Annotated in this window: 19 protein-coding genes and 1 tRNA gene; 17 read left to right on the top strand and 3 right to left on the bottom strand. The window is 65.3% G+C overall.

Annotated features, from left to right (window positions below):
• From nuoH to HBF32_RS06365, 10 genes are all read left to right on the top strand, one after another.
• The gene (nuoH, locus tag HBF32_RS06410) at positions 1 to 1,023 is read left to right on the top strand and encodes an NADH-quinone oxidoreductase subunit NuoH (RefSeq protein ID WP_166698875.1); all 1,023 of its coding nucleotides are present in this window, start codon (positions 1 to 3) and stop codon (positions 1,021 to 1,023) included.
• Between the two features lie 5 nt (positions 1,024 to 1,028).
• Positions 1,029 to 1,520, top strand: a complete 492-nt coding sequence (gene nuoI / locus HBF32_RS06405; protein WP_166698874.1) for an NADH-quinone oxidoreductase subunit NuoI — start codon at positions 1,029 to 1,031, stop codon at positions 1,518 to 1,520.
• Positions 1,521 to 1,540: 20 nt separating this feature from the next.
• A complete protein-coding gene (locus HBF32_RS06400; RefSeq protein WP_166698873.1) occupies positions 1,541 to 2,194 on the top strand; it encodes an NADH-quinone oxidoreductase subunit J in 654 nt (217 codons plus the stop codon).
• Entirely contained in the window at positions 2,191 to 2,496 is a 306-nt protein-coding gene (nuoK, locus tag HBF32_RS06395; protein ID WP_036112219.1) for an NADH-quinone oxidoreductase subunit NuoK, read from the top strand. The genes HBF32_RS06400 and nuoK overlap by 4 nt, the downstream gene beginning before the upstream one ends.
• A gap of 4 nt (positions 2,497 to 2,500) precedes the next feature.
• The gene (gene nuoL, locus HBF32_RS06390) at positions 2,501 to 4,558 is read left to right on the top strand and encodes an NADH-quinone oxidoreductase subunit L (RefSeq protein WP_166698872.1); all 2,058 of its coding nucleotides are present in this window, start codon (positions 2,501 to 2,503) and stop codon (positions 4,556 to 4,558) included.
• A gap of 14 nt (positions 4,559 to 4,572) precedes the next feature.
• On the top strand, positions 4,573 to 6,084 hold the full coding sequence (locus HBF32_RS06385; protein WP_166698871.1) for an NADH-quinone oxidoreductase subunit M: 1,512 nt from the start codon (positions 4,573 to 4,575) through the stop codon (positions 6,082 to 6,084).
• 13 nt (positions 6,085 to 6,097) lie between these two features.
• Positions 6,098 to 7,558 (top strand): NADH-quinone oxidoreductase subunit NuoN, encoded by a 1,461-nt coding sequence (gene nuoN, locus HBF32_RS06380; protein ID WP_166698870.1) that lies wholly within the window; start codon positions 6,098 to 6,100, stop codon positions 7,556 to 7,558.
• Between the two features lie 484 nt (positions 7,559 to 8,042).
• Positions 8,043 to 8,119 (top strand) — tRNA-Met (locus tag HBF32_RS06375).
• A 187-nt stretch (positions 8,120 to 8,306) separates the two neighbouring features.
• Positions 8,307 to 9,794, top strand: coding sequence for a SulP family inorganic anion transporter (locus HBF32_RS06370; protein ID WP_425482181.1), 1,488 nt, complete (start codon positions 8,307 to 8,309; stop codon positions 9,792 to 9,794).
• Positions 9,795 to 9,868: 74 nt separating this feature from the next.
• The gene (locus HBF32_RS06365; RefSeq protein ID WP_166698868.1) at positions 9,869 to 10,330 is read left to right on the top strand and encodes a YccF domain-containing protein; all 462 of its coding nucleotides are present in this window, start codon (positions 9,869 to 9,871) and stop codon (positions 10,328 to 10,330) included.
• A 79-nt stretch (positions 10,331 to 10,409) separates the two neighbouring features.
• Here HBF32_RS06365 and HBF32_RS06360 read toward each other — a convergent pair whose 3' ends face one another.
• Positions 10,410 to 12,335 carry a glycoside hydrolase family 76 protein gene (locus tag HBF32_RS06360; protein ID WP_166698867.1) on the bottom strand — a complete coding sequence of 642 codons (1,926 nt, stop codon included), beginning with the start codon at positions 12,333 to 12,335 and terminating at the stop codon, positions 10,410 to 10,412.
• Between the two features lie 198 nt (positions 12,336 to 12,533).
• Positions 12,534 to 14,381, bottom strand: coding sequence for a beta-galactosidase (locus tag HBF32_RS06355; RefSeq protein WP_166698866.1), 1,848 nt, complete (start codon positions 14,379 to 14,381; stop codon positions 12,534 to 12,536).
• A gap of 125 nt (positions 14,382 to 14,506) precedes the next feature.
• On the opposite strand from HBF32_RS06355, the gene HBF32_RS06350 reads away from it, so the two are divergent.
• From HBF32_RS06350 to HBF32_RS06330, 5 genes are all read left to right on the top strand, one after another.
• Positions 14,507 to 15,379, top strand: a complete 873-nt coding sequence (locus tag HBF32_RS06350) for an AraC family transcriptional regulator (protein WP_166698865.1) — start codon at positions 14,507 to 14,509, stop codon at positions 15,377 to 15,379.
• A 337-nt stretch (positions 15,380 to 15,716) separates the two neighbouring features.
• The gene (locus HBF32_RS19470) at positions 15,717 to 18,209 is read left to right on the top strand and encodes a protease pro-enzyme activation domain-containing protein (protein WP_275690413.1); all 2,493 of its coding nucleotides are present in this window, start codon (positions 15,717 to 15,719) and stop codon (positions 18,207 to 18,209) included.
• A gap of 202 nt (positions 18,210 to 18,411) precedes the next feature.
• Positions 18,412 to 18,975, top strand: coding sequence for an isochorismatase family protein (locus HBF32_RS06340; protein WP_166698864.1), 564 nt, complete (start codon positions 18,412 to 18,414; stop codon positions 18,973 to 18,975).
• Positions 18,975 to 19,970: a GlxA family transcriptional regulator gene (locus HBF32_RS06335; RefSeq protein ID WP_166698863.1), complete on the top strand. Its 996-nt coding sequence runs from the start codon at positions 18,975 to 18,977 to the stop codon at positions 19,968 to 19,970. The genes HBF32_RS06340 and HBF32_RS06335 overlap by 1 nt, the downstream gene beginning before the upstream one ends.
• Positions 19,971 to 19,980: 10 nt before the next feature.
• Positions 19,981 to 20,505, top strand: coding sequence for a 2'-5' RNA ligase family protein (locus tag HBF32_RS06330; protein ID WP_166698862.1), 525 nt, complete (start codon positions 19,981 to 19,983; stop codon positions 20,503 to 20,505).
• Positions 20,506 to 20,601: 96 nt separating this feature from the next.
• Here the strand turns inward: HBF32_RS06330 and HBF32_RS06325 are convergent, their stop codons facing one another.
• Positions 20,602 to 21,243: a GIY-YIG nuclease family protein gene (locus tag HBF32_RS06325; RefSeq protein ID WP_166698861.1), complete on the bottom strand. Its 642-nt coding sequence runs from the start codon at positions 21,241 to 21,243 to the stop codon at positions 20,602 to 20,604.
• Between the two features lie 296 nt (positions 21,244 to 21,539).
• Here HBF32_RS06325 and HBF32_RS06320 point away from each other — a divergent pair, with 296 nt between their 5' ends.
• Both HBF32_RS06320 and nusA read left to right on the top strand, forming a co-directional pair.
• Positions 21,540 to 22,055, top strand: a complete 516-nt coding sequence (locus tag HBF32_RS06320; RefSeq protein WP_166698860.1) for a ribosome maturation factor RimP — start codon at positions 21,540 to 21,542, stop codon at positions 22,053 to 22,055.
• A 42-nt stretch (positions 22,056 to 22,097) separates the two neighbouring features.
• Positions 22,098 to 23,612: a transcription termination factor NusA gene (gene nusA, locus HBF32_RS06315; protein ID WP_166698859.1), complete on the top strand. Its 1,515-nt coding sequence runs from the start codon at positions 22,098 to 22,100 to the stop codon at positions 23,610 to 23,612.
• The last annotated feature ends 6 nt before the right edge of the window (positions 23,613 to 23,618 follow it).

The raw sequence follows: 23,618 nt of genomic DNA, 5'->3' as shown, positions 1-23,618 counted from the left end.
ATGGCCGATCAACTCATCCATCACCTGTTGATCCCCGTGCTGTTCATCGTGGCGATCATGCTGCCGTTGATCATCTCGGTGGCCATGTTCGTGTACTGGGAACGCAAGGTCATCGGCTGGATGCACGTGCGCATGGGGCCGAACAAGATCGGTCCCCTCGGCATGCTCCAGGCCTTCGCCGACGTGGTGAAGCTGCTGCTGAAGGAAGTGATCCTTCCGACCAACGCGAACAAGTTCCTCTACTACCTCGCGCCGATGCTGGCCCTCGTGCCCGCCATGGCGGCCTGGGCGGTGGTGCCCTTCGGTCCGGAGACCGTGCTCGCCGACGTCAACGCCGGCGTGCTCTACCTGCTCGCGATGACCTCGATGGGCGTGTACGGCATCATCCTCGCCGGCTGGTCGTCGAACTCGCGCTACGCGATGCTCGGCGCCATGCGCGCGGCGGCCCAGGTCATCTCGTACGAGCTGGCGATGGGCATGTCGATCGTGTGCGTGCTGGTGCTGACCGGCAGCCTCAACCTCACGGCCATCGTCAACGCGCAGAGCGGCAACTTCTTCGACTGGTTCTGGCTGCCGCTGCTGCCGGTGTTCGTCATCTACTTCGTCTCGGGCGTGGCCGAAACCAACCGCGCGCCGTTCGACGTGGCGGAAGGCGAGTCGGAAATCGTTGCCGGCTTCCACGTGGAGTACTCCGGTTCCGCGTTCGCCATCTTCTTCCTGGCCGAGTACGCCAACATGATCCTGGTGAGCTTCCTCGCCTCGATCCTGTTCATGGGCGGCTGGCTGTCGCCGTTCCCGGAATCCTGGGGCCTCATCGGCCACGGCGGCTTCCACTGGCTGTTCATCAAGGCCTTCCTCTTCGCCTTCCTGTTCCTGTGGTTCCGCGCCAGCTTCCCGCGCTATCGCTACGACCAGATCATGCGCCTCGGCTGGAAGGTCTTCATCCCCATCACCATCGTCTGGGTCCTCGTCGCCGGCTGCATGAAGTATTTCGGCTGGGTCCACCTCGGCACGGGAGCCTGAAAGCCATGACCCGCGTTACCCATTACTTCAAGAGCCTGCTGCTCATCGAGCTGTTCCAGGGCATGGCGCTGACCATGCGCTACATGTTCAAGCCGAAGTACACGATGCGCTACCCGATGGAGCACATCCCCAAGTCCAACCGCTTCCGCGGCCTGCACGCCCTGCGTCGTTACGCCAACGGCGAGGAGCGCTGCATCGCGTGCAAGCTGTGCGAGGCGGTGTGCCCGGCGCTGGCGATCACGATCGACTCGGCCCCGCGCGCCGAGGACGGCCAGCGCCGCACCACGCGCTACGACATCGACCTGTTCAAGTGCATCTTCTGCGGTTTCTGCGAAGAAAGCTGCCCGGTCGATTCGATCGTGGAGACGCACGTGCACGAGTACCACTTCGAACATCGTGGCGAGAACGTGGTGACGAAGGCCCAGTTGCTGGCCATCGGCGACCGCTTCGAGCAGGACATCGCTGCCGCCCGCGCTCAGGACGCGGCGTACCGCTGAGCGCCTAAGAGACCCATGCGATGAATACCGACCTGCTCCAACTCATCTGTTTCTACTTCTTCGGCGCCGTGGCCGTCCTCGGCGGCCTGATGGTCATCTCCGTGAAGAACTCGGTCCACGCCGTGCTCTCGCTGGTGCTGACCTTCTTCAGCATGGCCTGCGTCTGGCTGCTGGCCGAAGCCGAGTTCCTCGCCATCGCCCTCGTGGTCGTCTACGTGGGCGCGGTGATGGTGCTCTTCCTCTTCGTGGTGATGATGCTCGACATCAAGCAGGAGGCGGTCCGCGAGGGCTTCATCCGCTACCTGCCGGTGGGCATCATCGTCGCCCTGGTCATGCTGGCCGAAATGCTGGCGATGATCGGCGTGAAGGCCATGCACGCGCACACGCTCGGTCCCAATCCCGCCGGCGACTCCAACGTCGCGTGGCTGGGCCAGGCGCTCTACACCGAGTTCCTGCTGCCGTTCGAGATCGCCGCGCTGATCCTCACCGTGGGCATCGTGGCCGCCGTGGCCCTGACCCTGCGCCAGCGCCTGGGCGTGCGTCACCAGTCCGCGGCGGAACAGGTTGCCGTGAAGGCCACCGACCGCGTCCGCGTCGTGAAGGTCGCCGTCGAGCAGCCGGCATCGGTGAAGCCGGCCCCGGTCGTCGTGCCCCCGCAGGAGAACGCCCCGTGATCACGCTTTCCCACTACATCGTCCTCGGCGCGATCCTGTTCTGCATCGCCGTCGCCGGCCTGTTCATCAACCGCAAGAACGTGATCGTGCTGCTCATGGCGATCGAGCTGATGCTCCTGGCGGTGAACACCAACTTCGTGGCCTTCTCGCGCTTCTTCGGCGACGTGGGCGGCCAGGTGTTCGTGTTCTTCATCCTCACCGTGGCCGCGGCGGAATCCGCCATCGGCCTGGCGATCCTGGTCCTGCTGTTCCGTAACCGCAGCACGATCAACGTCGCCGAAATCGACAGCATGAAGGGTTGATCCGATGAGTCTCTCGCTTTCAATCCTGCTGACGATCGCCCTCGCGCCGCTGGTGGGTTCGATCCTGGCCGGCCTGTTCGGCAAGGCGATCGGCCGGGCAGGGGCGCACACCGCGACCATCCTCGGCGTGGCGATCTCCTGCGGCCTGTCGTTCTACGTGCTCTACCAGCTGGTCTGGGGCGGGGCGCAGAACTTCAACCAGGACGTCTACACCTGGTTCGAGATCGGCCGCTTCCATGCCTCGGTCGGCTTCATGGTCGACCGCCTCACCGCCATGATGATGGTGGTGGTCACCTTCGTGTCGCTGCTGGTGCACCTGTACACCATCGGCTACATGGCGGACGATCCGGGCTACCAGCGCTTCTTCAGCTACATCTCGCTGTTCACCTTCTCGATGTTGATGCTCGTCATGAGCAACAACTTCATGCAGCTGTTCTTCGGCTGGGAAGCGGTGGGCCTGGTGTCGTACCTGCTGATCGGCTTCTGGTACAAGCGCCCGACGGCGATCTTCGCCAACCTCAAGGCCTTCCTGGTCAACCGCGTCGGCGACTTCGGCTTCCTGCTCGGCATCTCGGCGATCCTGTACTTCCTGGGCACGCTGGACTACCAAACCGCCTTCGACCACGCCCCGGAGCTGATCGGCAAGACCCTGCAGATCACCCAGAACCATGCGTGGGATGCCGCCACGGTGATCGGCGTGCTGCTGTTCATCGGTGCCATGGGCAAGTCGGCCCAGGTGCCGCTGCACGTGTGGCTGCCCGACTCGATGGAAGGCCCGACCCCCATCTCGGCGCTGATCCACGCGGCCACGATGGTGACCGCGGGCATCTTCATGGTCGCCCGCATGTCGCCGCTGTTCGAACTGACCGACGCCGCGCTGTCGTTCATCCTCGTGATCGGCTCCACCACGGCGCTGTTCACCGGCCTGATCGGCATCGTGCAGAACGACATCAAGCGCGTCATCGCGTACTCGACGCTGTCGCAGCTCGGCTACATGACCGTCGCGCTCGGCGTGTCCGCTTATAGCGGCGCCGTGTTCCACCTGATGACCCACGCCTTCTTCAAGGCGCTCCTGTTCCTCGGCGCGGGCTCGGTCATCATCGGCATGCACCACGAGCAGGACATGCGCTACATGGGCGGCCTGCGCAAGTACATGCCGGTCACCTGGATCACGATGTGGATCGGTTCGCTGGCCCTTGCCGGTACGCCGTTCTTCGCGGGCTTCTATTCGAAGGACGCCATCATCGAGGCTGTCGGCGAGTCGCATCGCTGGGGCGCCGGTTATGCGTACTTCTGCGTGCTGGCGGGCGTGTTCGTCACCTCGCTGTACAGCTTCCGCCTGCTCTACATGACCTTCCACGGGAAGGAGCGTTTCACGGTGACCCACGGCCATGGTCACCACGACGCGCACGCGGCGCACGACGACGCGCACGGCGATACCCATAAGGAAGACCCCCACCACGAGCCGGGCGTGCTCGAGCACGCGCCGCACGAGTCGCCCTGGGTGGTGACGGTGCCGCTGGTCCTCCTTGCGATCCCGTCGGTGCTCATCGGCTTCTTCACCGTCGGCCCGATGCTGTTCGGCGACTGGTTCGGCAAGGCGATCCATGTCGAGGAGGCCAACAACGTCCTCGGCGAGCTGGCGCACGAGTTCCACGGTGCGCTGGCCATGGGCCTGCACGGCTTCACCGCCGCGCCGTTCTGGCTGGCCTTCGCGGGCTTCGCCGTGGCCACCTACGTGTACCTGTTCAACCCGTCCGTCGCCGACAAGGCGAAGAACGCGCTGAAGCCGGTGTACTCGCTGCTCGACCACAAGTACTGGATCGATGAACTCTACTTCGCTGTGTTCGCCAAGGGTGGCGTGAAGCTGGGCGAGGGCCTGTCGAAGGTGGGCGACGCCGCCATCATCGACGGCGCCGTCGTGAACGGTTCCGCCAACCTCGTGCAGCGCATCGCCAGCGGCACCCGCCGCCTGCAATCCGGATTCCTCTTCCACTACGCGTTCGCCATGATCCTCGGTCTGATCCTGCTCCTCGGCGGGTACTGGCTGATCGGGCAATAAGGGAAACGAGCTCTATGTCGAATCACTTGCTCAGCCTGCTGATCTGGCTCCCGGTCGTCGGCGCCGTCCCGGTGCTGCTCGCCGGCGCCGGCCGGCCCGGCCTCGCCCGATGGATCTCGCTGCTGGTCGCGGTCGCCACCTTCGCCGCCAGCCTCGCCCTCCTGCCTGCGTACGACGCCAGCACGGGTACCCTCCAGCTCGCCGAATCGATGAGCTGGATCCCGTCGCTAGGCATCAACTACTCGCTGGCCGTCGACGGCATCTCGATCGCCCTGATCATCCTCACGACCTTCGTCCAGATCCTGGTGATCGTGGGCGCGTGGGAGATCATCCAGAACAAGCCGCACCAGTACATGGCCGCGATGCTGGCGCTGGAAGGCATGATGATCGGTGTGTTCTGCGCCACGGACGCGTTGCTGTTCTACGTGTTCTTCGAGGCCATGCTGATCCCGATGTTCATCCTCATCGGTATCTGGGGCGGTCCGCGCCGCGTCTATGCCACGCTGAAGTTCTTCATCTACACGTTCTTCGGCTCGATCTTCATGCTGATCGGCCTGATTTACCTGTACCACAAGACCGGCGGCAGCTTCGCCATCGCCGACATGGCCAGCGTCCACCTGACGATGACCGAGCAGGCGTGGCTGTTCTTCGCCTTCCTGCTGGGTTTCGCGATCAAGGTGCCGATGGTGCCGGTGCACACCTGGCTGCCGGATGCCCACGTGGAAGCGCCCACCGGCGGTTCGGTGGTGCTGGCGGCGGTGATGCTGAAGATCGGCGGCTACGGCTTCCTGCGCTTCAGCCTGCCGATCACGCCGGACGCCTCGCACGAGTTCGCCTGGCTGGTCATCGTGCTCAGCCTGATCGCGGTCTGCTACATCGGCTACATCGCGCTGGTGCAGCAGGACATGAAGAAGCTGGTGGCCTATTCGTCGATCGCCCACATGGGCTTCGTGACGATGGGTATCTTCATCGGCTTCCTGCTGGTCCGCGAAACGAACAACCCGGATGCCGCGCGTCTCGGCATGCAGGGCGCCATGGTGCAGATGATCTCGCACGGCTTCATTTCCGGTGCGATGTTTACCTGCATCGGCGTGCTCTACGACCGCATGCACACGCGCCAGATCAAGGATTACGGCGGCGTCATCAACGTCATGCCGATCTTCGCGCCGTTCTATGTGCTGTTCGCCATGGCCAACAGCGGCCTGCCGGGCACCAGCGGCTTCGTCGGCGAGTTCATGGTCATCCTGGCCTCGTTCAGTGCCAACCCGTGGATCGCGCTGTTCGGCGCCTTCACCCTGATCATCGGCGCCGCGTACACGCTGTGGATGGTGAAGCGCGTGCTCTGGGGCGACATCAAGAACAAGCACGTGGCGGAGCTGAAGGACGTCAACGGCCGCGAGATCTTCGTGCTGGGCGCCTTCGCGGCCGGCGTGCTGGTCCTCGGCATCTGGCCGGAGCCGCTGGTCCACCTGATGGATGCGTCGGTCGCTCGTATCGTCGAGCAGCTGGCCATCACCAAAGTCTGAGCGGGAACTATCCATGCCGAGTATCAACGACATCCTGATCCTGCTCCCCGAGGTCTACCTCGTGCTGGCGGCTTGTGTGCTGCTCCTTCTGGATGCGTACCTGAAGCCGACCCAGAAGGGCACGGTCCACTGGCTTTCCATCGTGGTTCTGCTGGTCGGCGCCTACCTCGTCGTCAGCGGCCAGCCGGACACGCCGGTCACGGCCTTCAGCGGCATGTTCGTCCGCGATGGCGTGTCCGAGGTGCTGAAGCTGTTCTCGCTGCTGATCATGGCGGTGATCTTCGTCTACGCGCGTCCGTACCTTAAGGAACGGGCGATTCCGTTCGGCGAGTTCTACACGCTGTCGATCTTCGCCACCGTGGGCATCATGTTCCTCGTTGCCGCCGGCAACCTGGTCACGGTGTACCTGGGCCTCGAACTGCTCACGCTGTCCTCGTACGCGCTGGTCGCGCTGAACCGCGATTCGCAGCTGTCCTCGGAAGCGGCGATCAAGTACTTCGTGCTCGGCGCGCTGGCCTCGGGCATGCTGCTGTACGGCATGTCGATGATCTACGGCGCCACGCACAGCCTCGACCTGCACACCATCCACGCCGCCATCGTCGGCACGGAATGGAAGACGCTGCTGCTGTTCGGCCTGGTCTTCATGATCGTCGGCATCGGCTTCAAGCTGGGCGCCGCGCCGTTCCACATGTGGATTCCGGACGTCTACCAGGGCTCGCCGACCGCCGTCACCGTGTTCATCGGTTCGGCGCAGAAGCTGGCTGCCTTCGGCATGGCCTACCGCCTGCTGTCCACGGGCATGGGCGACATCGCCGGCGGCGCAACGGGCCTGGCCCCGCAGTGGCAGATGATGCTGGCGGTGCTGGCCGTCCTCTCGCTCGCCATCGGCAACCTCGTGGCCATCGTGCAGTCGAACCTGAAGCGCCTGCTGGCCTATTCGACCATCTCGCACATGGGCTACCTGCTCGTGGGCCTGGTTAACGCCGGTCCGGAAGGGTATTCGGCCTCGATGTTCTACGCGGTGAGCTACGCGCTCACCAGCGCGGCGGCCTTCGGCATGATCCTGGTGCTGTCGCGTTCGGGCTTCGAGTGCGAGGAGATCGATGACCTGCGCGGCCTGAACCAGCGTTCGCCGTGGTTCGCCTTCATGATGCTGCTGGTGATGTTCTCGCTGGCCGGCGTGCCGCCGCTGTTCGGTTTCTTCGGCAAGCTGCTGGTGCTGAAGGCCGCCATCGACGCGGGCATGCTGTGGCTGGCCATCGTCGGCGCCGTGTTCGCCATCATCGGCCTGTACTACTACCTGCGCGTGGTGAAGGTGATGTACTTCGACACGCCGGTGGAGGGCAAGGACGTGCATGCTCGCGCCGATGCCCCGGCCCGCTGGGTACTCTCGATCAACGCGCTCGCGCTGCTGGTCCTGGGTTTCACCTGGGCACCGCTGCTGGCCTGGTGCCAGAGGGCGTTCGCTGGCTGATTCCGCCGTGGCTGGGACAGCCAGCAGCCGTCCCCCTCGCCGCGAAGGCTTGCGTCGTTCCTTGCGAAAGGAGGAGCCGCTAACGCGGCTCGGTGTCCGATGGCTGGCGCCGCGGCGGACCCGGGCGTGCGGGCGGGAGTCTTCGACCAGGCCTCCGTGCCTGGACGAAGACCGCCGGCCATCCTGGCCGGCGCCCCTGCCGGGTCTTTTCCGCCCACCCGCCCTCGACTCCAGACATCGCGGCGAGGGGGACGGCTGCTGGCTTCGGGACGGTGCGGTGTGTTGTTGGGCGAGCAGGAGCGGGGTCGATGTTGCGTTGTCGTTCTTTTGGGGAACGAGTCGCTGGGCACCGCCTTCGCGGGTGCGACGGTGGGAGGGGCGATGATGTGTGCTGTGTGGAGCGATACCGGAAGTTTTTTTTCACACGCCCGTAAGAAAAGTGGTTGCAAGAATCCGGCCACCTCCATATACTTGCTGACTCTGATGCGGGGTGGAGCAGTCTGGCAGCTCGTCGGGCTCATAACCCGAAGGTCGTAGGTTCGAATCCTACCCCCGCTACCAGTTTTTTAAAGGCGCAAACCTTGGTTTGCGCCTTTTCTTTGTCCTGATTGCCCGCTTTCCGAAGGCCCATGCAAAACACCACGCCACCCTGAATTCGCCTGCCGCAATGGCAAGCGCTCCCTCGCGGGAGCGGGTGAACGTGTATCCGCATGACGGAGACGACGCGCGTCTCTCCGGGGAGAACATCTTGAACATTTCGACACGCCTGGGCCGTGAATGGTTCGGCAACATCCGTGGCGACGTCCTTTCCGGGCTCGTCGTCGCACTTGCTTTGATTCCCGAGGCGATCGCGTTTTCGATCATCGCCGGCGTGGATCCGAAAGTCGGTCTATACGCCTCGTTCTCCATGGCGGTCACCATCGCTTTCTTCGGCGGCAGGCCGGCCATGATTTCGGCTGCGACGGGTGCCATGGCCTTGCTGATGGTGGGCCTGGTGAAGGAGCACGGGCTGCAATACCTGTTCCTGACGACGATCGTCACGGGTGTATTTCAGTTGGTCATCGGTGCCTTGAAGCTCGGCTCGTTGATGCGTTTCGTCTCGCGTTCGGTGGTGACGGGCTTCGTGAACGCGCTGGCGATCCTTATCTTCATGGCGCAGTTGCCGGAGCTGATCGGCGTTTCCTGGCTGGTCTACCCGATGACCGCCGCCGGGCTCGCGATCATCTACCTGTTTCCCTATGTGACGCGTGCCGTGCCGGCACCGCTGGTGGCGATCGTCGTCCTGACCATCGTGGCCATGGTTTTCCATTTGGACATCCATCGTGTCGGCGACATGGGTGCCTTGCCGGATTCGCTGCCGCATTTCCTGATTCCGGACGTGCCCTGGACGTGGGAAACGGCGAAGATCGTTCTTCCCACGGCCGCCACGCTGTCCGTGGTGGGGTTGCTGGAATCGATGATGACCTTGCAGATCGTCAACGACATGACCGATACCCGGGCGGACAAGAACCGCGAGTGCATGGGGCAGGGCATGGCAAATATCGCCACGGGCTTGATCGGTGGCATGGCGGGGTGCGCGATGATCGGCCAGTCGGTGATCAACGTTAAGTCCGGTGGCCGCGGAAGGTTGTCGACCTTCATCGCCGGTGCGGTGTTGCTGATTCTCGTGGTTTTCGGTGCGCCGTGGGTCGGCCGGATTCCCATGGCGGCGCTGGTCGCGGTGATGATCATGGTGTCGCTGAGTACCTTTAACTGGCGCTCCATTCGCAACCTCCGCACGCATCCGACGGTATCGAGCGTGGTGATGCTGGGCACGGTGACGGTCACGGTGGCGACCCACGACCTGGCGAAGGGCGTGATCACGGGCGTGCTTCTCTCCGCCGTATTCTTTGCCAGAAAGGTGGGCAAGTCGCTGGACGTGGACAGCTCGGTCGGCCCGGACGGAGCGATAAGGACGTATGCCGTCGCCGGTCAGGTGTTTTTCGCCTCGTCCGAGGCGTTCACGGAGCTCTTCGACTTCGATGAGGAAGGCATCGACTCGGTGCATATCGACGTGAGCGACGCGCATTTCTGGGACCTGACGGCCGTGGGTGCGCTGGAGAAGGTCGTCTTCAAGTTCCGTAAGGCGGGAAAGCGCGTGGACGTGCTTGGGCTCAACGGCGCGAGCGCCACCCTGGTGGACCGCTTGGGGACGCACCACCGGGATGGTGCCGAGGCGCCTGCCGGCGGCCACTGAAGTAGGTCTACCGGCACTGTACCTCCGGGAGCGGATGGCATTACGGTCGCCTCGAGTCCACAGGGAGTAGCGGTATGCGAACGATCATGAACCTGCTCTGGTTCGTCTTTGGCGGCTTGGTGATGGGTCTCGGCTGGTGGCTCGCGGGTTTGGTCGCGATGATCACCATCGTCGGCATTCCCTGGGCGCGCTCCTGCTTCGTCATCGGCACATTCGCCTTTTTCCCGTTCGGCAAGGAGGCGGTGGACCGCGAGCAGCTTTCCGGCCGGGGCGATATCGGCACCAGCGCGTTCGGTACGCTGGGCAACATCATCTGGTTTGTCTTTGCGGGCATCTGGCTCGCGATCGGTCACGTGTGCTCGGCCATCGCCTGCTGCGTGACGATCATCGGCATTCCCTTCGGCATCCAGCACCTCAAGCTGGCCGGGATCGCGCTTGCGCCCATCGGCAAGACCGTCGTCAGCTGCGACGTGGCCGCCGCGTCCCGCCGGTTCGACGCCGAGGCCACGGTGCAAAGGATGCGTGGCGCCGCCTGAGGGGCCGGCACCGGAAGCTTCCGGCGGCTCGCTGGCTGCCTCCGTCCTCGCTTGGGCGAAGACGGAGGCAGGCTTGGGGTTACTGCACGATATTCGCCGTCACGTGGTACACGCGCCCGCCCCAGCCATCGTTGGGGAAGCTGTCCGAGACTTTCACGTACACCGGCTTGGAACCGTCGGCACCGTTACCGAGGTACGGCGTGAGATCGATGCTGCGGTCGGCCTTGTTCGAGCCGTCGGTGATCGGCCGGTCTTCCTGGAGCACCGTGGTCCAGTTCTCGTTGTCGGCGCTGACCTGCACCACGAACTCGGCGTCGATGGTCAGGGTGACCCGGGCGGATGTCGTGTCCGCCGGGAACGGGAAGCGATAGGTGAAGTGCGCATTCCCATCGGCGAAGCGGTTCTGCACGCCGTTGCTCTGCGAGTGGTCGGGATCGAAAAGCCAGGGGTTTTCGGCGACGGTTCCGGTGTCGAAGTCGATCGAGTGCGCGACCAGCACGTCGGCCTGGGTGGCGAAGCGCAGGCCGGCGGCCATCAGGTTGGCGGTGACCAGGTGGTGGCCGTCCGTCGCCGAACTCGGCACGCTGATCGTCAGCGGCACGCTGCGACTGGCCGGCATCGCGTTGCCATGTGGATGAAGGCGCACGAGAGTGGCTCGCGGCGAAGCGCTCCAGCCGCTGGGCGTGTCGACGGAGGCGAGCGCCAGCAGCGGGAAGAACCCCGTGGCGGAGGTGCCCAGATCGACGGGAATCGTCGTGCTGCCCGATGCGGACGGCATGACGACGGGCTGTGCCGGGGACAGGGTGGCGGCGAGCGACAGCAACGGCGCCGGTGTCGGTACGGCACCTACCAGTGCGCTGAGTGCGCTGGCCTGCGTGCGCCAGTCGAAGACATTCGGATGATCGTCGCTGGTGGCGCCGGACCAGCGTGTGCCTAACCGACCGGCGGCATCGCGATCCTTGTTCCAGACGATGTCCGCCTGCGTTCCCAGGAAGTCGGCGTATCGGCGGTCATGGGTGGTGTCGACGAGGTCGGTCCAGTACCGCATGAAGATGCCCTTGAACTGCTTGCCGTTGTCGTCGCAGGTCTGGTCGGTGGCGTCGCAGGCTTCGGTCAGCGTGCCGTCGTCCACCAGGCCGTTCGGACCGATGGCGGCATCGGCCAGGCGCTTCACGGTCGCGAGGATGGCCGGGTCTTTCGTGGCGCGCCACAGTTCGAGGCCGCCGCCGATCGCGAGGCCCTGGTTGTAGGTCCACACGTTCTGACCGTTGTTGGTGCAGGCATCGGTGAGGCCGTCGTTGACCAGGCCGTCGGCATTGATCATGCCGCTATCGCGGAACCACGCCCAGGCGGTGCGGGAACGGTTCAACCAGAGCGTGTCGCCGTGGATGCGGTTGTGCAGTTCCGCGGTGAGCCGGATCCACAAACCATTGGTGATCGCGTTCTTGTAGGTGCGCTCCGCATTCCACCAGACGCCACCGCCACAGGTGCTGCTGTCCCAATAGCCGTAGACGTAGTTGGCGATGGTGACCGCCATGTCGAGGTACTTGGGATCGCGGGTGAGGTCATAGGCCTGGATCCAGGTCAGGCCCCACCATTCGGAATCGTCGATGGCGCGGCTGGTGAAGTTGCCCAGCAACGGGTCGCCGGACAATACGCCGGCCGGAAACACGCCCTTGTCTTTCTCGAAGGTGTTGTCCAGCTGGCCGAGGTAGCGGCGGTCGCCGGTGCGCTGCATGTAATCGCCGATGGTCTGCAGCGCCACGGCCGAGTTCCACCAGCTGGACGGGAACCAGGCTTTCCCGGGGTCGTAGGATCCCATGAGCACGTCCGCCGCCACGCGCGCGCGCGCGACCGCCGTGGGACCGTCCGTGTGCGGGCTGGGCGGGTCGGTTCGATCGGCCGCCGCCGCGGGAAAGGCCGCGGCGACGAGGGTCAGGGCGGTCACGGCCAGCAAGGTCTGGAGGCGTGTGCGTAGTCCGGCAAACTTCGTCTTCGGTTTCACGATCTGAAGTGCTCCTCTGGGACACCCACGAACGGGGGCGCTCCCCCGGGGCAGTGCGACCGGACCGTGGGCGGTGATCCGGCACGGAAACTGCTTGCGTGAACTATTTAGACGTTTAATTAGACGTCTAAATGGAAAAAACAGCTCACACAATCCATGGAGTGTCGCAGAGGAACCCTGTCGATAGTGAGAACCCGGTCACCCGCCGGTCGAGAACACCGGGTCCTTCAGGCCCGCGATCGCATGCGATCCACCGCCCTGCATCTCCAGCACGATCACATCGTTATGCCCCTTGCGCAGCCATGAGGCGGGCACGTACAGCGTTCGCTGCGGCCCGACGCTCCAGAAGCGGCCAAGATGGTGTCCGTTGATCCAGGCGTTGCCCTTGTTCCAGCCGCGCATGTCGAGGAAGGTACCGCCGGCGACCTTCGACAGATCGAACGAGCCGTGCCAGAACGCCGGGCCTTGCGGATGGCCGCCCTTCCGGAAGGCGAGACCGGAGAGATCGTCCAGCGGCAGGGGGTACACGGACCAGTGGGTGAGGTCCAGGCCGTCGACGAGCACCGAGTTCGTGATCCCCTTGTTCTCTTCCGCCATGGCGGGATCGATGTTGATGCGACCCATGTTCTCGACCAGCAGGTCCAGCGTGGTCCCGGCTTTCAGGTCCACCGGCAACTCGTGCTCGTGCTTGCCGCGTTCCAGCGTGCCGAGCGGCTTGCCGTCCGCGAGGACGGTGGCGTAGTCGTGCACGTCTTCGACGTCGAGCTTGCCCTTGGCGTCCTCTGCCAGTGTCTTCCGGTAAAGGATGAGGCCGTAGTTCTGGCCGAAGGCTTCCATTCCATGCGGTGTCAGCGTCGTCTGCGGCTTGGACAGGCCCGGCAGTGCGTCGAGCAGGCCGACCGACTCGTCGAGCTGGAAGCGGGGAAGGGCGACCGTGGGCGAGGAGGCCGGCACCGGCGGCAGCTTCTCGCCCTTCGGGAGATGGGCCCCGATGACCTTGCGGAAGGCGATGTACTTCGGGGTGATGCGTCCCGCCTCGTCGACCGGCGAATCGTAGTCGTAGCTCGTCGTCACCGGCAGGTAATGGTCCGCCTCGTTGTTCGCGCCATTCATCCAACCGAAGTTCGTACCGCCGTCGAACATGTAGAGGTTGAACGAAATGTCGTGGTCGAGCATCCAGCCGACGGCGCCTGTCACTTCGTCGGTCGAGCGGGTCTTGTGCGGCTCGCTCCAGCGGTCGTACCAGCCGGTCCAGTATTCCCCGGCCATGCGCGGCATGCCTTCCATCATCGGTGCGGAGCGCCGGAAGGCACGTTCGGTCTTCGCGGCATCGCCCGTGAAATTGATGACCGAGACCAGGCCGGGCAGGGTGCCGCGGCTCATCCAGGTCGGACCGGGCCCGTTCGACATGAAGAGCGGCAGGTCGAAGCCGCCGTCTATCATCTGCTTGCGGATGGCTTCCATGTAGTCGCGATCGTTACCGACGTAACCGTATTCGTTCTCCACCTGCGCCATCAGGATGGGGCCGCCGCGCGTACTCATCAGTGGAGCGAGCTCCTGGCCCAGACGCTTGAACCATCTGGCGGTGGCCTCGAGGAAGCGCGGGTCGTAGGAGCGGACGCGGAGACCGGGCGTACGCAGCAACCATGCCGGGATGCCACCGAACTCCCACTCGGCGCACACGAAGGGGCCGGGACGCACGATGACGTTCAGGCCTTCTTCCTGCGCAGTGCGCACGAAGGCGGCGATATCGTTGTTTCCGCTGAAATCGAAGATGCCGGGCTCGGGCTCGTTGGCATTCCAGAATGCGTAGGTGGTGATGGTGTTGAGCCCCATCGCCTTGGCCTTGCGCATGCGGTCGCGCCAGTCGGCGCGGGGGATGCGAGGGTAGTGCATCTCGCCCGAGCGAATGACATAAGGCTTGCCGTCGAGGAGGAAGTGCCCGTTCTCCACCGCGAAATGCGGGGGCGTGGCGGCCAGGGCGGAAGTGGAAAGAACCGCCGAGGCGGCGATGCAGGTCGAGAGGAGCAGGCTCAGGCGCGTCACGATAGCCTCCACGTTGGGAAGCTTCCGAAGGTACAGAGGGCTTCGGTCCCACCGCAAGCGATCGCGGGCGCATTCGCGCAAGATCCGTCATGCGCGATCGATCGCGAGCCCGTTACGCTTCACGCATGACCGACCCATCACACCTGCGCTTCCGCCGCGTACTCGCATACATCGACGGCCATCTGGACGGCGATCTGTCGCTCGATGTCCTGGCGGAGGTCGCGGCCTGCTCGCCATACCACTTTCACCGCCGGTTCTCGGCCCTCGCCGGCTTGCCGGTGCACCGCTACGTGCAGCTGTCCCGGTTCAAGCGGGCCGCGTGGCAGGCGGCGTTCCGGCCCATGGTCTCGTTGACCGATGTCGCCCTGGACGCCGGCTATGAAAGCCCGGAAGCCTTCTCGCGCGCGTTCCGGCAACGGCTCGGCCAATCGCCGGCGGCGTTCCGCGACGCCCCGGACTGGCGGGTATGGGCCACGGCATGGCGCGAGCTCGACGAAGTAAGGAGGTTCCATATGCCCGCAGGACACCATGTCGACGATGTGCGCATCGTCGACTTTCCCGAGACGGCCGTTGCATGCCTTTCGCACGTGGGGCCGCCCGAGCGTATCGGCGAGACCATTCGCCGCTTTATCGCCTGGCGGCGTGCCAACGGCCTGCCGCCTTCGAAGAGCGCCACCTGGAACATCCTCTACGACGATCCCGAAACGACGCCACCCGAGCGTTATCGTCTCGACCTCTGCGCCTCTTGCGCCGATGTACCGCCAAACGACGAGGGCGTCGTTGCCGCGCGTCTGTGGGGAGGCCGTTGCGCGGTGCTGCGCCATACCGGTTCGGAGGCCCTCCTGGGCGATGCCATCCGCTTCCTCTACGGCGAATGGTTGACGGGAAGCGGCGAGGAGCCGGGCGATGCGCCCCTGTTCCTGCGCCGGGTCGCCTTCTTCCCGGACGTGCCGGAGCACGAGACGGTTACCGACATCCACCTCCCGCTGGCGCAGTAAATTGCGAACCCGTCGATCCTGACGGATGGCTGTGGCGCATCTCGGAACGGGGCTGCCGATTTTGCATCGTCTTATTTTGCGCGACGCATCACGGACTTCCCTGTCTTCCTCGACCGTTCGGGTTTCCTGAAAGCCCCGCGAAAGACGGCGGCGCCATTGCTCGCAGGGCAGGGGGAGCAAGTGGCGGGAAGGGTGGGGCAGCGCAATTTTCTGCGGACAAGGAAGCGGCCGGTGCATCCACCGGCCGGTGGGGAAGGCGATGTTCGATCCGGAACGCCTGCGGTGTCAGGGCTTCCGCCTTGGCGGAAGCATCTACGGGCTAATGGAAGGATCAATCATGAAGATCGATGCTTTTGCTTCTGGGATCTCTCGCAAGACGGTACTGACGGCGGCGATCGCGCTGGCGATGTCCACCCTTTCCGCGCACGCGGACGACGCCTGGGTGTCCACGCGCACGCAGGCCGCGATGCTACCCGTCGCCGGTACGCAAACACTCGCCGCGGCGTCCACCACCGGCACGCCGGTGGCGTCGGGTTACGCGCTGAACATGACCGGCTCCCCGCATATCGACGGCGCGGCCGTCACCGCGATGGCGGCCGACCAGCCGTTGCACATTTCGGTCAGCCTCAAGCTGCGCAATCCCGACCAGCTGCAGTCGTTCCTTGCCGCCGTCACCACGCCGGGAAACCCCTTGCATGGGAAGTTCCTCACACCGGACCAGTTCAAGGCACGCTTCGCGCCGACGCAGGCGCAGGTCGACAAGGTGGTGGCGCACTTGCAGAAGGCGGGCTTCACGAATATCGAAGTGGCGCCCAACAACCTGCTGATCTCGGCGGACGGTAACGTCGGCGCCGCGACCAACGGCTTCCATACCTCCATCAAGCGCTTCAACGCGAACGGCCGCGAGTACTTCGCCAACGACACGCCAGCCCTCGTGCCTGCTGAGCTTGGCGATGCCGTGCAGTCGGTGCTCGGCCTGCAGAACGTTTCGGTGAAGCGTCCGCTGAACCACATCTACAAGCCCGAGAACGTCACGGTACCGGGTTCGTCCATGACCACGCAGGCGGCCGCCGCCACCACCTCGCACAATCCGCAGGACTTTGCCGCGATCTATGGCGGCAGCGGCGTGACGGCGGCGACCGGCACGACCGTCGCCGTCATCACCTGGGGCTCGATCACGCAGACCGTGACCGACCTCAACAGCTGGACGGCCGGGGCCGGGTTGCCCACGGTCAACAGCACGATCACCAAGGTCGGCAGCGGCACCTTCGCCAACGATCCCGATTCGAACGTCGAGTGGTCGCTGGACAGCCAGAGCATCGTGGGTATCGCCGGCGGCGTGCAGCACCTGATCTTCTACACGTCGGCCAACGGCAATTCGAGCTCCGGCGGCATCACCAACGCGGGCATCACCGCCACGTTCAACCGCGCGGTGACCGACAACCAGGCGAAGCTGATCAACGTGTCGCTCGGCGAAGACGAGACTGCGGCGGAGCAGTCGGGTACGCAAGCGGCCGACGATGCGATCTTCCAGCAGGCGGTCGCGCAGGGCCAGACCTTCTCGGTGGCGTCCGGCGATGCAGGCGTCTACCAGTGGTCGACCGATCCGCAGACCGGTTCGCCGGGTTATGTCGCCAACTCCGCGGGCACCGTGAAGATCGACCTCAATCACTACTCGGTCAGCGAACCGGCCAGTTCGCCCTATGTGATCCAGGTGGGCGGCACCACGTTGTCCACCAGCGGCAGCAGCTGGACCGGCGAGACGGTGTGGAACGAAGGCCTCGCGGCCGTCTCGCCGCCCACCTACAACAACCAGCGTCTCTGGGCGACGGGTGGCGGCACCAGCCTGTACGAGACCGCACCGTCGTGGCAATCGTCGGTCAGCAGTTCGACCAAGCGCGTGGGTCCGGATATTTCGTTCGATGCCGCATCGGCCTCGGGCGCGATCATCAGGGCGAACGGTTCGAACTACCAGGTAGGTGGCACCAGCCTCGCCTCGCCCTTGTTCGTCGGCGCCTTCGCGCGCATCGAGTCGGCGGCCGGCAACGCCATCGGCTTCCCGGCCTCGAAGTTCTTCCAGGACTTCCCGACCCACGCGTCGCTGCTGCATGACGTGACTTCGGGCAATAACGGTTATCAGAACCATGGCTATACCGCGGCGAGCGGTTTCGATGAAGCCACCGGTTTCGGCAGCTTCGACATCGGCGCGCTGAACACCTTCGCGCAGGCGAACTGGGTGAGCGGCGGTGGCGGTACCAACACACCGCCGGTGGCGAATTTCAGTTCCACCACCAGCGGCCTCACCGCCAGCTTCACGGATAGCTCGACGGACGGCGACGGCAGCATCGTCTCGCATTCCTGGAGTTTCGGCGACGGCGGCACGTCGACGTCCACGAATCCGAGTCACACGTATGCGTCTTCGGGTAGCTATGCCGTGAGCGAGACGGTGACCGACAACGGTGGCGCCACCAACACCAAGACCTCGACGGTGACGGTGAGCTCCGGCGGCGGTGGCGGCAACGTGTTGCAGAACGGTGTGGCCGTGACGGGACTTTCGGCGCCGCATAACGGGCAGCTCAACTACACCGTGGTGGTGCCTTCGGGTGCGCACAACCTGAAGATCGCGATCTCGGGCGGCAGTGGCGACGCGGACCTCTACGTGAGGCTCGGCGCCGCCCCCACGCTTTCGACGTTCGATTGCCGTCCGTATGTCACGGGCAACACGGAAAGCTGCACGGCCAGCGCTCCGACGCCGGGTACGTATTACGTGATGCTCAATGCGTATGCGGCGTTCTCGGGCGTGACCTTGAAGGCGACCTGGACCAACTAGCGATGTAAAGAGGCTGCCTTATAGGAGCCGCTACAGCGGCGAGGGAATCACCCTCGCCGCTTCATCGCCGCGTAGGCCTCTCGCCGTCATGGCGGCTCCTACAACGGTGGCGTGAATTGTCCGGTCCGTGTCCCGGCAGGGGCTGTCGCACCTTCCCTGAAGGGCGGAAACTGTGCCCGTCCCCACCGAGGAGCGCGCCGCCATGTCCCACGTCGATACCGCCCTGATCGTCATCGATGCGCAGGAATCCTTCCGCCACCGCCCGTACTGGCGAAACCAGGACGTGGCCGCCTATGTCGACCGCCAGCAGGCCCTGGTCGATGGCGCGAAGAAGGCCGGCATCCGGGTCGTGCAGATCTTCCACGTGGAAGAGCAGGGCGTCTTCTCGGAAGCCTCGGGCTTCGTCACGGCGCTGGCGCCGCTGCGCATCCAGGCCGATGCGGTATTCCGCAAGCGCCGGCATAGCGCGCTGGTGGGCTCGGGGCTGGATGTCTGGCTGACGGAACATGGCGTCCGCCGCCTGATCGTCTCGGGCATCCGCACGGAACAGTGCTGCGAAACGACCACGCGCCATGCGTCCGACCTCGGTTACATGGTGGACTTCGTCGGCGAGGCCACGCTGACCTTCCCGATGACCGACGCGGACGGCCGCGAATGGAGCGCCGAGGACATCCGTGCCCGCACCGAACTCGTCCTGGCCGATCGCTTCGCCCGCATTGTCACGGTGGACGAGGCGTTGTCCGGCAGCCTTCGCGTCGCCGCCTGATGACGGCCCACGCGCCACGGCGGATCCCGGTTTACGTGGTGCTGCCGCCGCGGTTGCTGCTGCTCGACGTCGCCGGGCCGATGGAGGTGCTGCGCAAGGCGAACCTGGAGCAATCCGGCGTGCGCTTCGACGTAAGCTATGTCGGGCCGTTGCGCAAGGTGGGCAGTTCCATCGGGCTCGGCATTTCACCCATCGCACCGTTGCCGGCGAAGCTGCCCGACGGTGCCATGCTGCTGGTGCCCGGCGATGCGGACGTGCCGGAAGGCGACGCGATGACCTCGCCGCGACAGGACGAGGAAGGCCGGGAGGCGATCGTCGCCTGGTTGCGCAAAGTGGTGAGGCCGGGCATGCGTGTCGTCTCGATCTGCTCCGGGGCGCTGCTGGTCGGCCGCGCGGGCCTGCTCGACGGTCATGAATGCACGACCCACCATGGCTGCATCGACGAACTCGCGCGCGAAGCGCCCGCGGCGCGGGTGCGCGAGAACCGGCTTTATGTCGAGGACGGCGAACGCCTGACCAGCGCGGGCATCACGGCCGGCATCGACCTCATGCTTCACGTGGTGGCCGAACTCGCCGGCCCGGCCGTAGCCGTTGCCGTGGCGCGCTACCTGGTGATCTACCTGCGCCGGGCCGGCGGCGACCCCCAGCTGTCGCCGTGGCTGGAAGGACGCAATCATCTGCATGCCGCCATCCACCGCGCCCAGGACGCCGTGGCGGGTGACCCCGCGCGGGACTGGACCGTCGCCTCCCTGGCGCGTGTCGCGGCGTCCAGCCCGCGCCATCTTTCGCGCCTGTTCAACGAGCACGCGGGCATGAGCGTCACCGACTACGTCAACCGGATGCGCGTGGCGCTGGCGAAGGAACTGCTGACCGGCTCGCGCCTGGACGTGGAAGCGGTGGCCGAGCGGGCCGGCTTCGGTTCGGCCCGGCAACTGCGGCGTGCATGGGGCCGGTTGAACGATTTTCCTCCCAGCCGGATACGCTCCGCGGTATAAGCTCTGGGGCATGAGCCGCACCTTGCTGGCACTCATGGTCCCCGAGGCCGAACCCCTGGTCGGCGACCTTCGCGCGCGTCTGGATCCCGCGGCGAAACTGGGCCTCGGCGCGCACATCACCCTGGTCTATCCCTTTCTCGACAGCGAGCGGATCACGCCGGCCGTCGCGGACCGGTTGCGGACGGTGGCCGCGGCGCGGGAGCCCTTGGCGTTCCAGTTGGACGCGGTGCGCATGTTTCCGTCCACGGTGTGGCTGGCGCCGTCGCCCGCGGCCGGGATCGGATCGTTGGCGGCGGCGCTGCAACTGGCGTTCCCGGAACGTCCGCGTCGCGACCGCGAGTTTCCGGACTACGTGCCCCATGTGTCGGTGGCCAGGGAGGTGCGCCGCGACCGCGGCGCCATCGCGGCCACCCTGGAGGAGCGGCTGCACGCGAATGGGCCGGTGCCCTGCCTCGCGCGGCAGGTGTATGTGATGGAACGCGTACCGGAGGGCTGGCGGACGCGGTTGGTCGTGGAGTTGGGTAGTGCGTCATAGGAGCGTCGCCACACCTCTGTAGGAGCCGCTATAGCGGCGAGAAGCCCGCGGAGCGATGTATCGCGAGGCAGGTTCCCCTCGCCGCTATAGCGGCTCCTACAAGTGGTGCTGGTCCGGGAACAGGCGGCGGTGATCGCCGTGTTCGTGCCAGTGGCTCACGGAGGCCGGTACGAGGGACCTCACGTCGATGCCGGCGGCTTCGAACATGTCCCAGGTATCGAGCAGTGCCCGACGCAGGCGGGCCGCGCCGGGATCGTCGGGCGCGTTGTTCCGCGCCCAGTCCAGCGTATCGACGATCCGCAGGGACCAGTCGTGAAGGAGGTCGGCGCGGGCCATCAGGTGCTCGCGCAACCAGGGGCGCAAGTTCTCGCGGAGGAGCAGGCCCTCGCCGTCGGCGAGGCGTCGCAGCGTGGCTGCGACGTCGGCATGCGCGCCGCGGTACCATTCGGTATGCCCGCCGGCGGCGGCGCGGACCGCCAGCGGCGCCGTGGCCTGGTGTTCCGTGAAGGCCTCGATCAGCTGCCGTTCGATCCCCCGGGCGGCGGCCACCCGCTCCGCGTCCACCAGCATGCCCCGGTCGAGGTCGAAGAACTCGAAGAACCGGCGGTGCAGGGTGCTGAACCGGGTGAAGGGATCGCGCGAGAAGCCCAGCTTCAGCAGATCCTCGTCCCGGCAGGGCACCACGTAGACGAAGGCCCGGCCGCGGGAGGCGAACCGAGGGTAGGGTGCTTCTTCCATCTGTCCGGAACCTTGCATGAAGCTACAAAAATACGATAGAATCCGTGAATCTTAAGCGGCGTTCGCGACGGCCAAGGCCTGTGGCGGGCACTCCTTCAGGAACTTTCTTTTTACAAGAAAGCCTCCTCGTGAGGCTTTTTTGTTGGGCGCATGGAGGCGTCCTGCGACACAACTGTGAGCGCCGTCAAGGCATCGCGTGGGCGCTGGAGGAAAGTGTCGGGATACATCGGCGACGAAAGGAATGGGCCGTTCGCGCCCTTTTTTTGTTTCTGGCGACCAGAAAAACCGCAGGTAACGTGGATACCAACGCACTTTCACAGCGATTCAGCGACATCGTGGCCGACCTTGGCCTCGAGGTGCTGGGCATCGAGTTCCTCCCGTCCGGCGGGCAGAGCACCCTGCGCGTCTACCTCGACGTGTCCGGCTCCGAACGCGAGGTCACGGTCGACGACTGCGAGGCCGCGAGCCGCGAGTTCTCGGCCTTCCTGGACGTTGAAGATCCGATCCCGGGCAACTATGTACTGGAAGTCTCCTCTCCCGGTATCGACCGCCCCCTGTTCACGGCGGAGCAGTTCGCGCGCGTGAACGGCCAGGAGGTCAAGGTGCTGCTGAAAGCCCCGGTCGAGGGCCGCCGGCGCCTCAAGGGCAACGTCGTTGAAGTAAACGGCGAGCACATTGTGGTCGAGGGCGAGGCAGGCAGATTCGAATTCGAGCATGCGGACGTCGAAAGCGCCCGCGTGGTTCCCGACTGGGTGGCCCTCGGCTATGCGCCGCAGCCGAAGCCCACGCCGGGCGGCAAGAAATCCAAATAACGCAACGACGGGATGCGGGGCATCCTTACGGGAGTAGCGGCAATGAGCAAAGAACTTTTGCTGGTAGTCGACGCGGTCGCCAACGAGAAGGGCGTGCCGCGCGAAGTCATTTTCGAAGCCATGGAAGCGGCGCTGGCCTCTGCCGCGAAGAAACGCTACCCCGACGAGGACCCGGACATCCGTGTCGAGATCGACCGCAACAGCGGCGACTACGAGACCTTCCGTCGCTGGGAGATCATCGCCGACGACGGCGAGATGGAGGATCCGTCCTTCCAGATCCGCCTGATGGACGCCCAGGACGAAGCGGGCGAGGGCGAGGTCGCCGAGGTGGGTGGCTGGATCGAGCACCAGATCGAGAACGCCGAGTTCGGCCGCATCGCCGCGCAGGCCGCCAAGCAGGTGATCGTGCAGCGCGTGCGCGAGGCCGAGCGCCAGCAGGTGGTCGACGCCTTCCGTGACCGCGTGGGCGAGCTCGTCACCGGCATCGTGAAGCGCGTGGAACGCGGCAACGTCTACCTCGACCTGGGCAGCAACGCCGAGGCGTTCATTCCGCGCGACAAGACGATTCCCCGCGAATCGGCCCGCGTGGGCGACCGCGTGCGCGGCTACCTCTACGAGGTGAAGTCGGAGATCCGCGGTCCGCAGCTGTTCGTCTCGCGCAGCGCGCCCGAGTTCATGATCGAGCTGTTCAAGCTGGAAGTGCCGGAAGTCGGCCAGGGCCTCGTCGAGATCAAGGGCTGCGCCCGCGATCCGGGCGACCGCGCCAAGATCGCCGTGGTGGCCCATGACAGCCGCACCGATCCCATCGGCGCGTGCATCGGCATGCGCGGTTCGCGCGTGCAGGCCGTGTCCAACGAACTGAACGGCGAGCGCGTCGACATCATCCTGTGGCACGAGAACCAGGCCCAGTACGTCATCAACGCGATGGCACCGGCCGAAGTTCAGTCGATCATCATGGACGAAGAGAAGCACTCGATGGACATCGCGGTGGCCGAGGACAAGCTGTCCCAGGCCATCGGCCGCGGCGGCCAGAACGTGCGCCTCGCCAGCAAGCTCACCGGCTGGCAGCTCAACGTGATGACGCAGGACCAGGTCACGGCGAAGTCCGAGGCCGAGCAGCAGGCGGCGCTCAACCTGTTCATGGAGCGCCTGGAAGTCGACCAGGAAATCGCCGGTATCCTCGTCCAGGAGGGTTTCTCCTCGGTCGAGGAAATCGCCTATGTACCCAGCGCCGAGCTGCTGGCCATCGAAGGCTTCGACGAGGATATCGTCGAGGAGCTTCGTGCCCGCGCCCGCGACGCACTGCTCACCGAGGCCCTCGCGGTCGAGGAAGGCATCGACGAAAACGGCCCTTCCGCCGAACTGCTCGAGCTGGAAGGCATGGACGAACCCACCGCCTTCGCGCTCGCCGAGCGCAACGTGAAGACGCTCGACGACCTGGGCGACCTCGCCGTCGACGAGCTGATCGATATCGAAGGCATGACCGAGGAACGCGCATCGCGGCTGATCATGGCCGCGCGCGCTCCGATGATCGCCCGCCTGGAGAAGGGCGGCTAAGCGCGA

Origin of the sequence: Luteibacter yeojuensis, from assembly GCF_011742875.1 — a bacterium.
Taxonomy (GTDB): Bacteria; Pseudomonadota; Gammaproteobacteria; order Xanthomonadales; family Rhodanobacteraceae; genus Luteibacter; species Luteibacter yeojuensis.
This window is presented reverse-complemented; position numbering and strand designations above follow the sequence as displayed.

Excerpts from the sequence above, each read along its gene's own strand:
- nuoH (WP_166698875.1), top strand. The coding sequence starts at position 1 with ATGGCCGATCAACTCATCCATCACCTGTTGATCCCCGTGCTGTTCATC.
- nuoI (WP_166698874.1), top strand. The coding sequence starts at position 1,029 with ATGACCCGCGTTACCCATTACTTCAAGAGCCTGCTGCTCATCGAGCTG.
- HBF32_RS06400 (WP_166698873.1), top strand. The coding sequence starts at position 1,541 with ATGAATACCGACCTGCTCCAACTCATCTGTTTCTACTTCTTCGGCGCC.
- nuoL (WP_166698872.1), top strand. The coding sequence starts at position 2,501 with ATGAGTCTCTCGCTTTCAATCCTGCTGACGATCGCCCTCGCGCCGCTG.
- HBF32_RS06385 (WP_166698871.1), top strand. The coding sequence starts at position 4,573 with ATGTCGAATCACTTGCTCAGCCTGCTGATCTGGCTCCCGGTCGTCGGC.
- nuoN (WP_166698870.1), top strand. The coding sequence starts at position 6,098 with ATGCCGAGTATCAACGACATCCTGATCCTGCTCCCCGAGGTCTACCTC.
- HBF32_RS06365 (WP_166698868.1), top strand. The coding sequence starts at position 9,869 with ATGCGAACGATCATGAACCTGCTCTGGTTCGTCTTTGGCGGCTTGGTG.
- HBF32_RS06350 (WP_166698865.1), top strand. The coding sequence starts at position 14,507 with ATGACCGACCCATCACACCTGCGCTTCCGCCGCGTACTCGCATACATC.
- HBF32_RS19470 (WP_275690413.1), top strand. The coding sequence starts at position 15,717 with ATGAAGATCGATGCTTTTGCTTCTGGGATCTCTCGCAAGACGGTACTG.
- HBF32_RS06340 (WP_166698864.1), top strand. The coding sequence starts at position 18,412 with ATGTCCCACGTCGATACCGCCCTGATCGTCATCGATGCGCAGGAATCC.
- HBF32_RS06335 (WP_166698863.1), top strand. The coding sequence starts at position 18,975 with ATGACGGCCCACGCGCCACGGCGGATCCCGGTTTACGTGGTGCTGCCG.
- HBF32_RS06330 (WP_166698862.1), top strand. The coding sequence starts at position 19,981 with ATGAGCCGCACCTTGCTGGCACTCATGGTCCCCGAGGCCGAACCCCTG.
- HBF32_RS06325 (WP_166698861.1), bottom strand. The coding sequence starts at position 21,243 with ATGGAAGAAGCACCCTACCCTCGGTTCGCCTCCCGCGGCCGGGCCTTC.
- nusA (WP_166698859.1), top strand. The coding sequence starts at position 22,098 with ATGAGCAAAGAACTTTTGCTGGTAGTCGACGCGGTCGCCAACGAGAAG.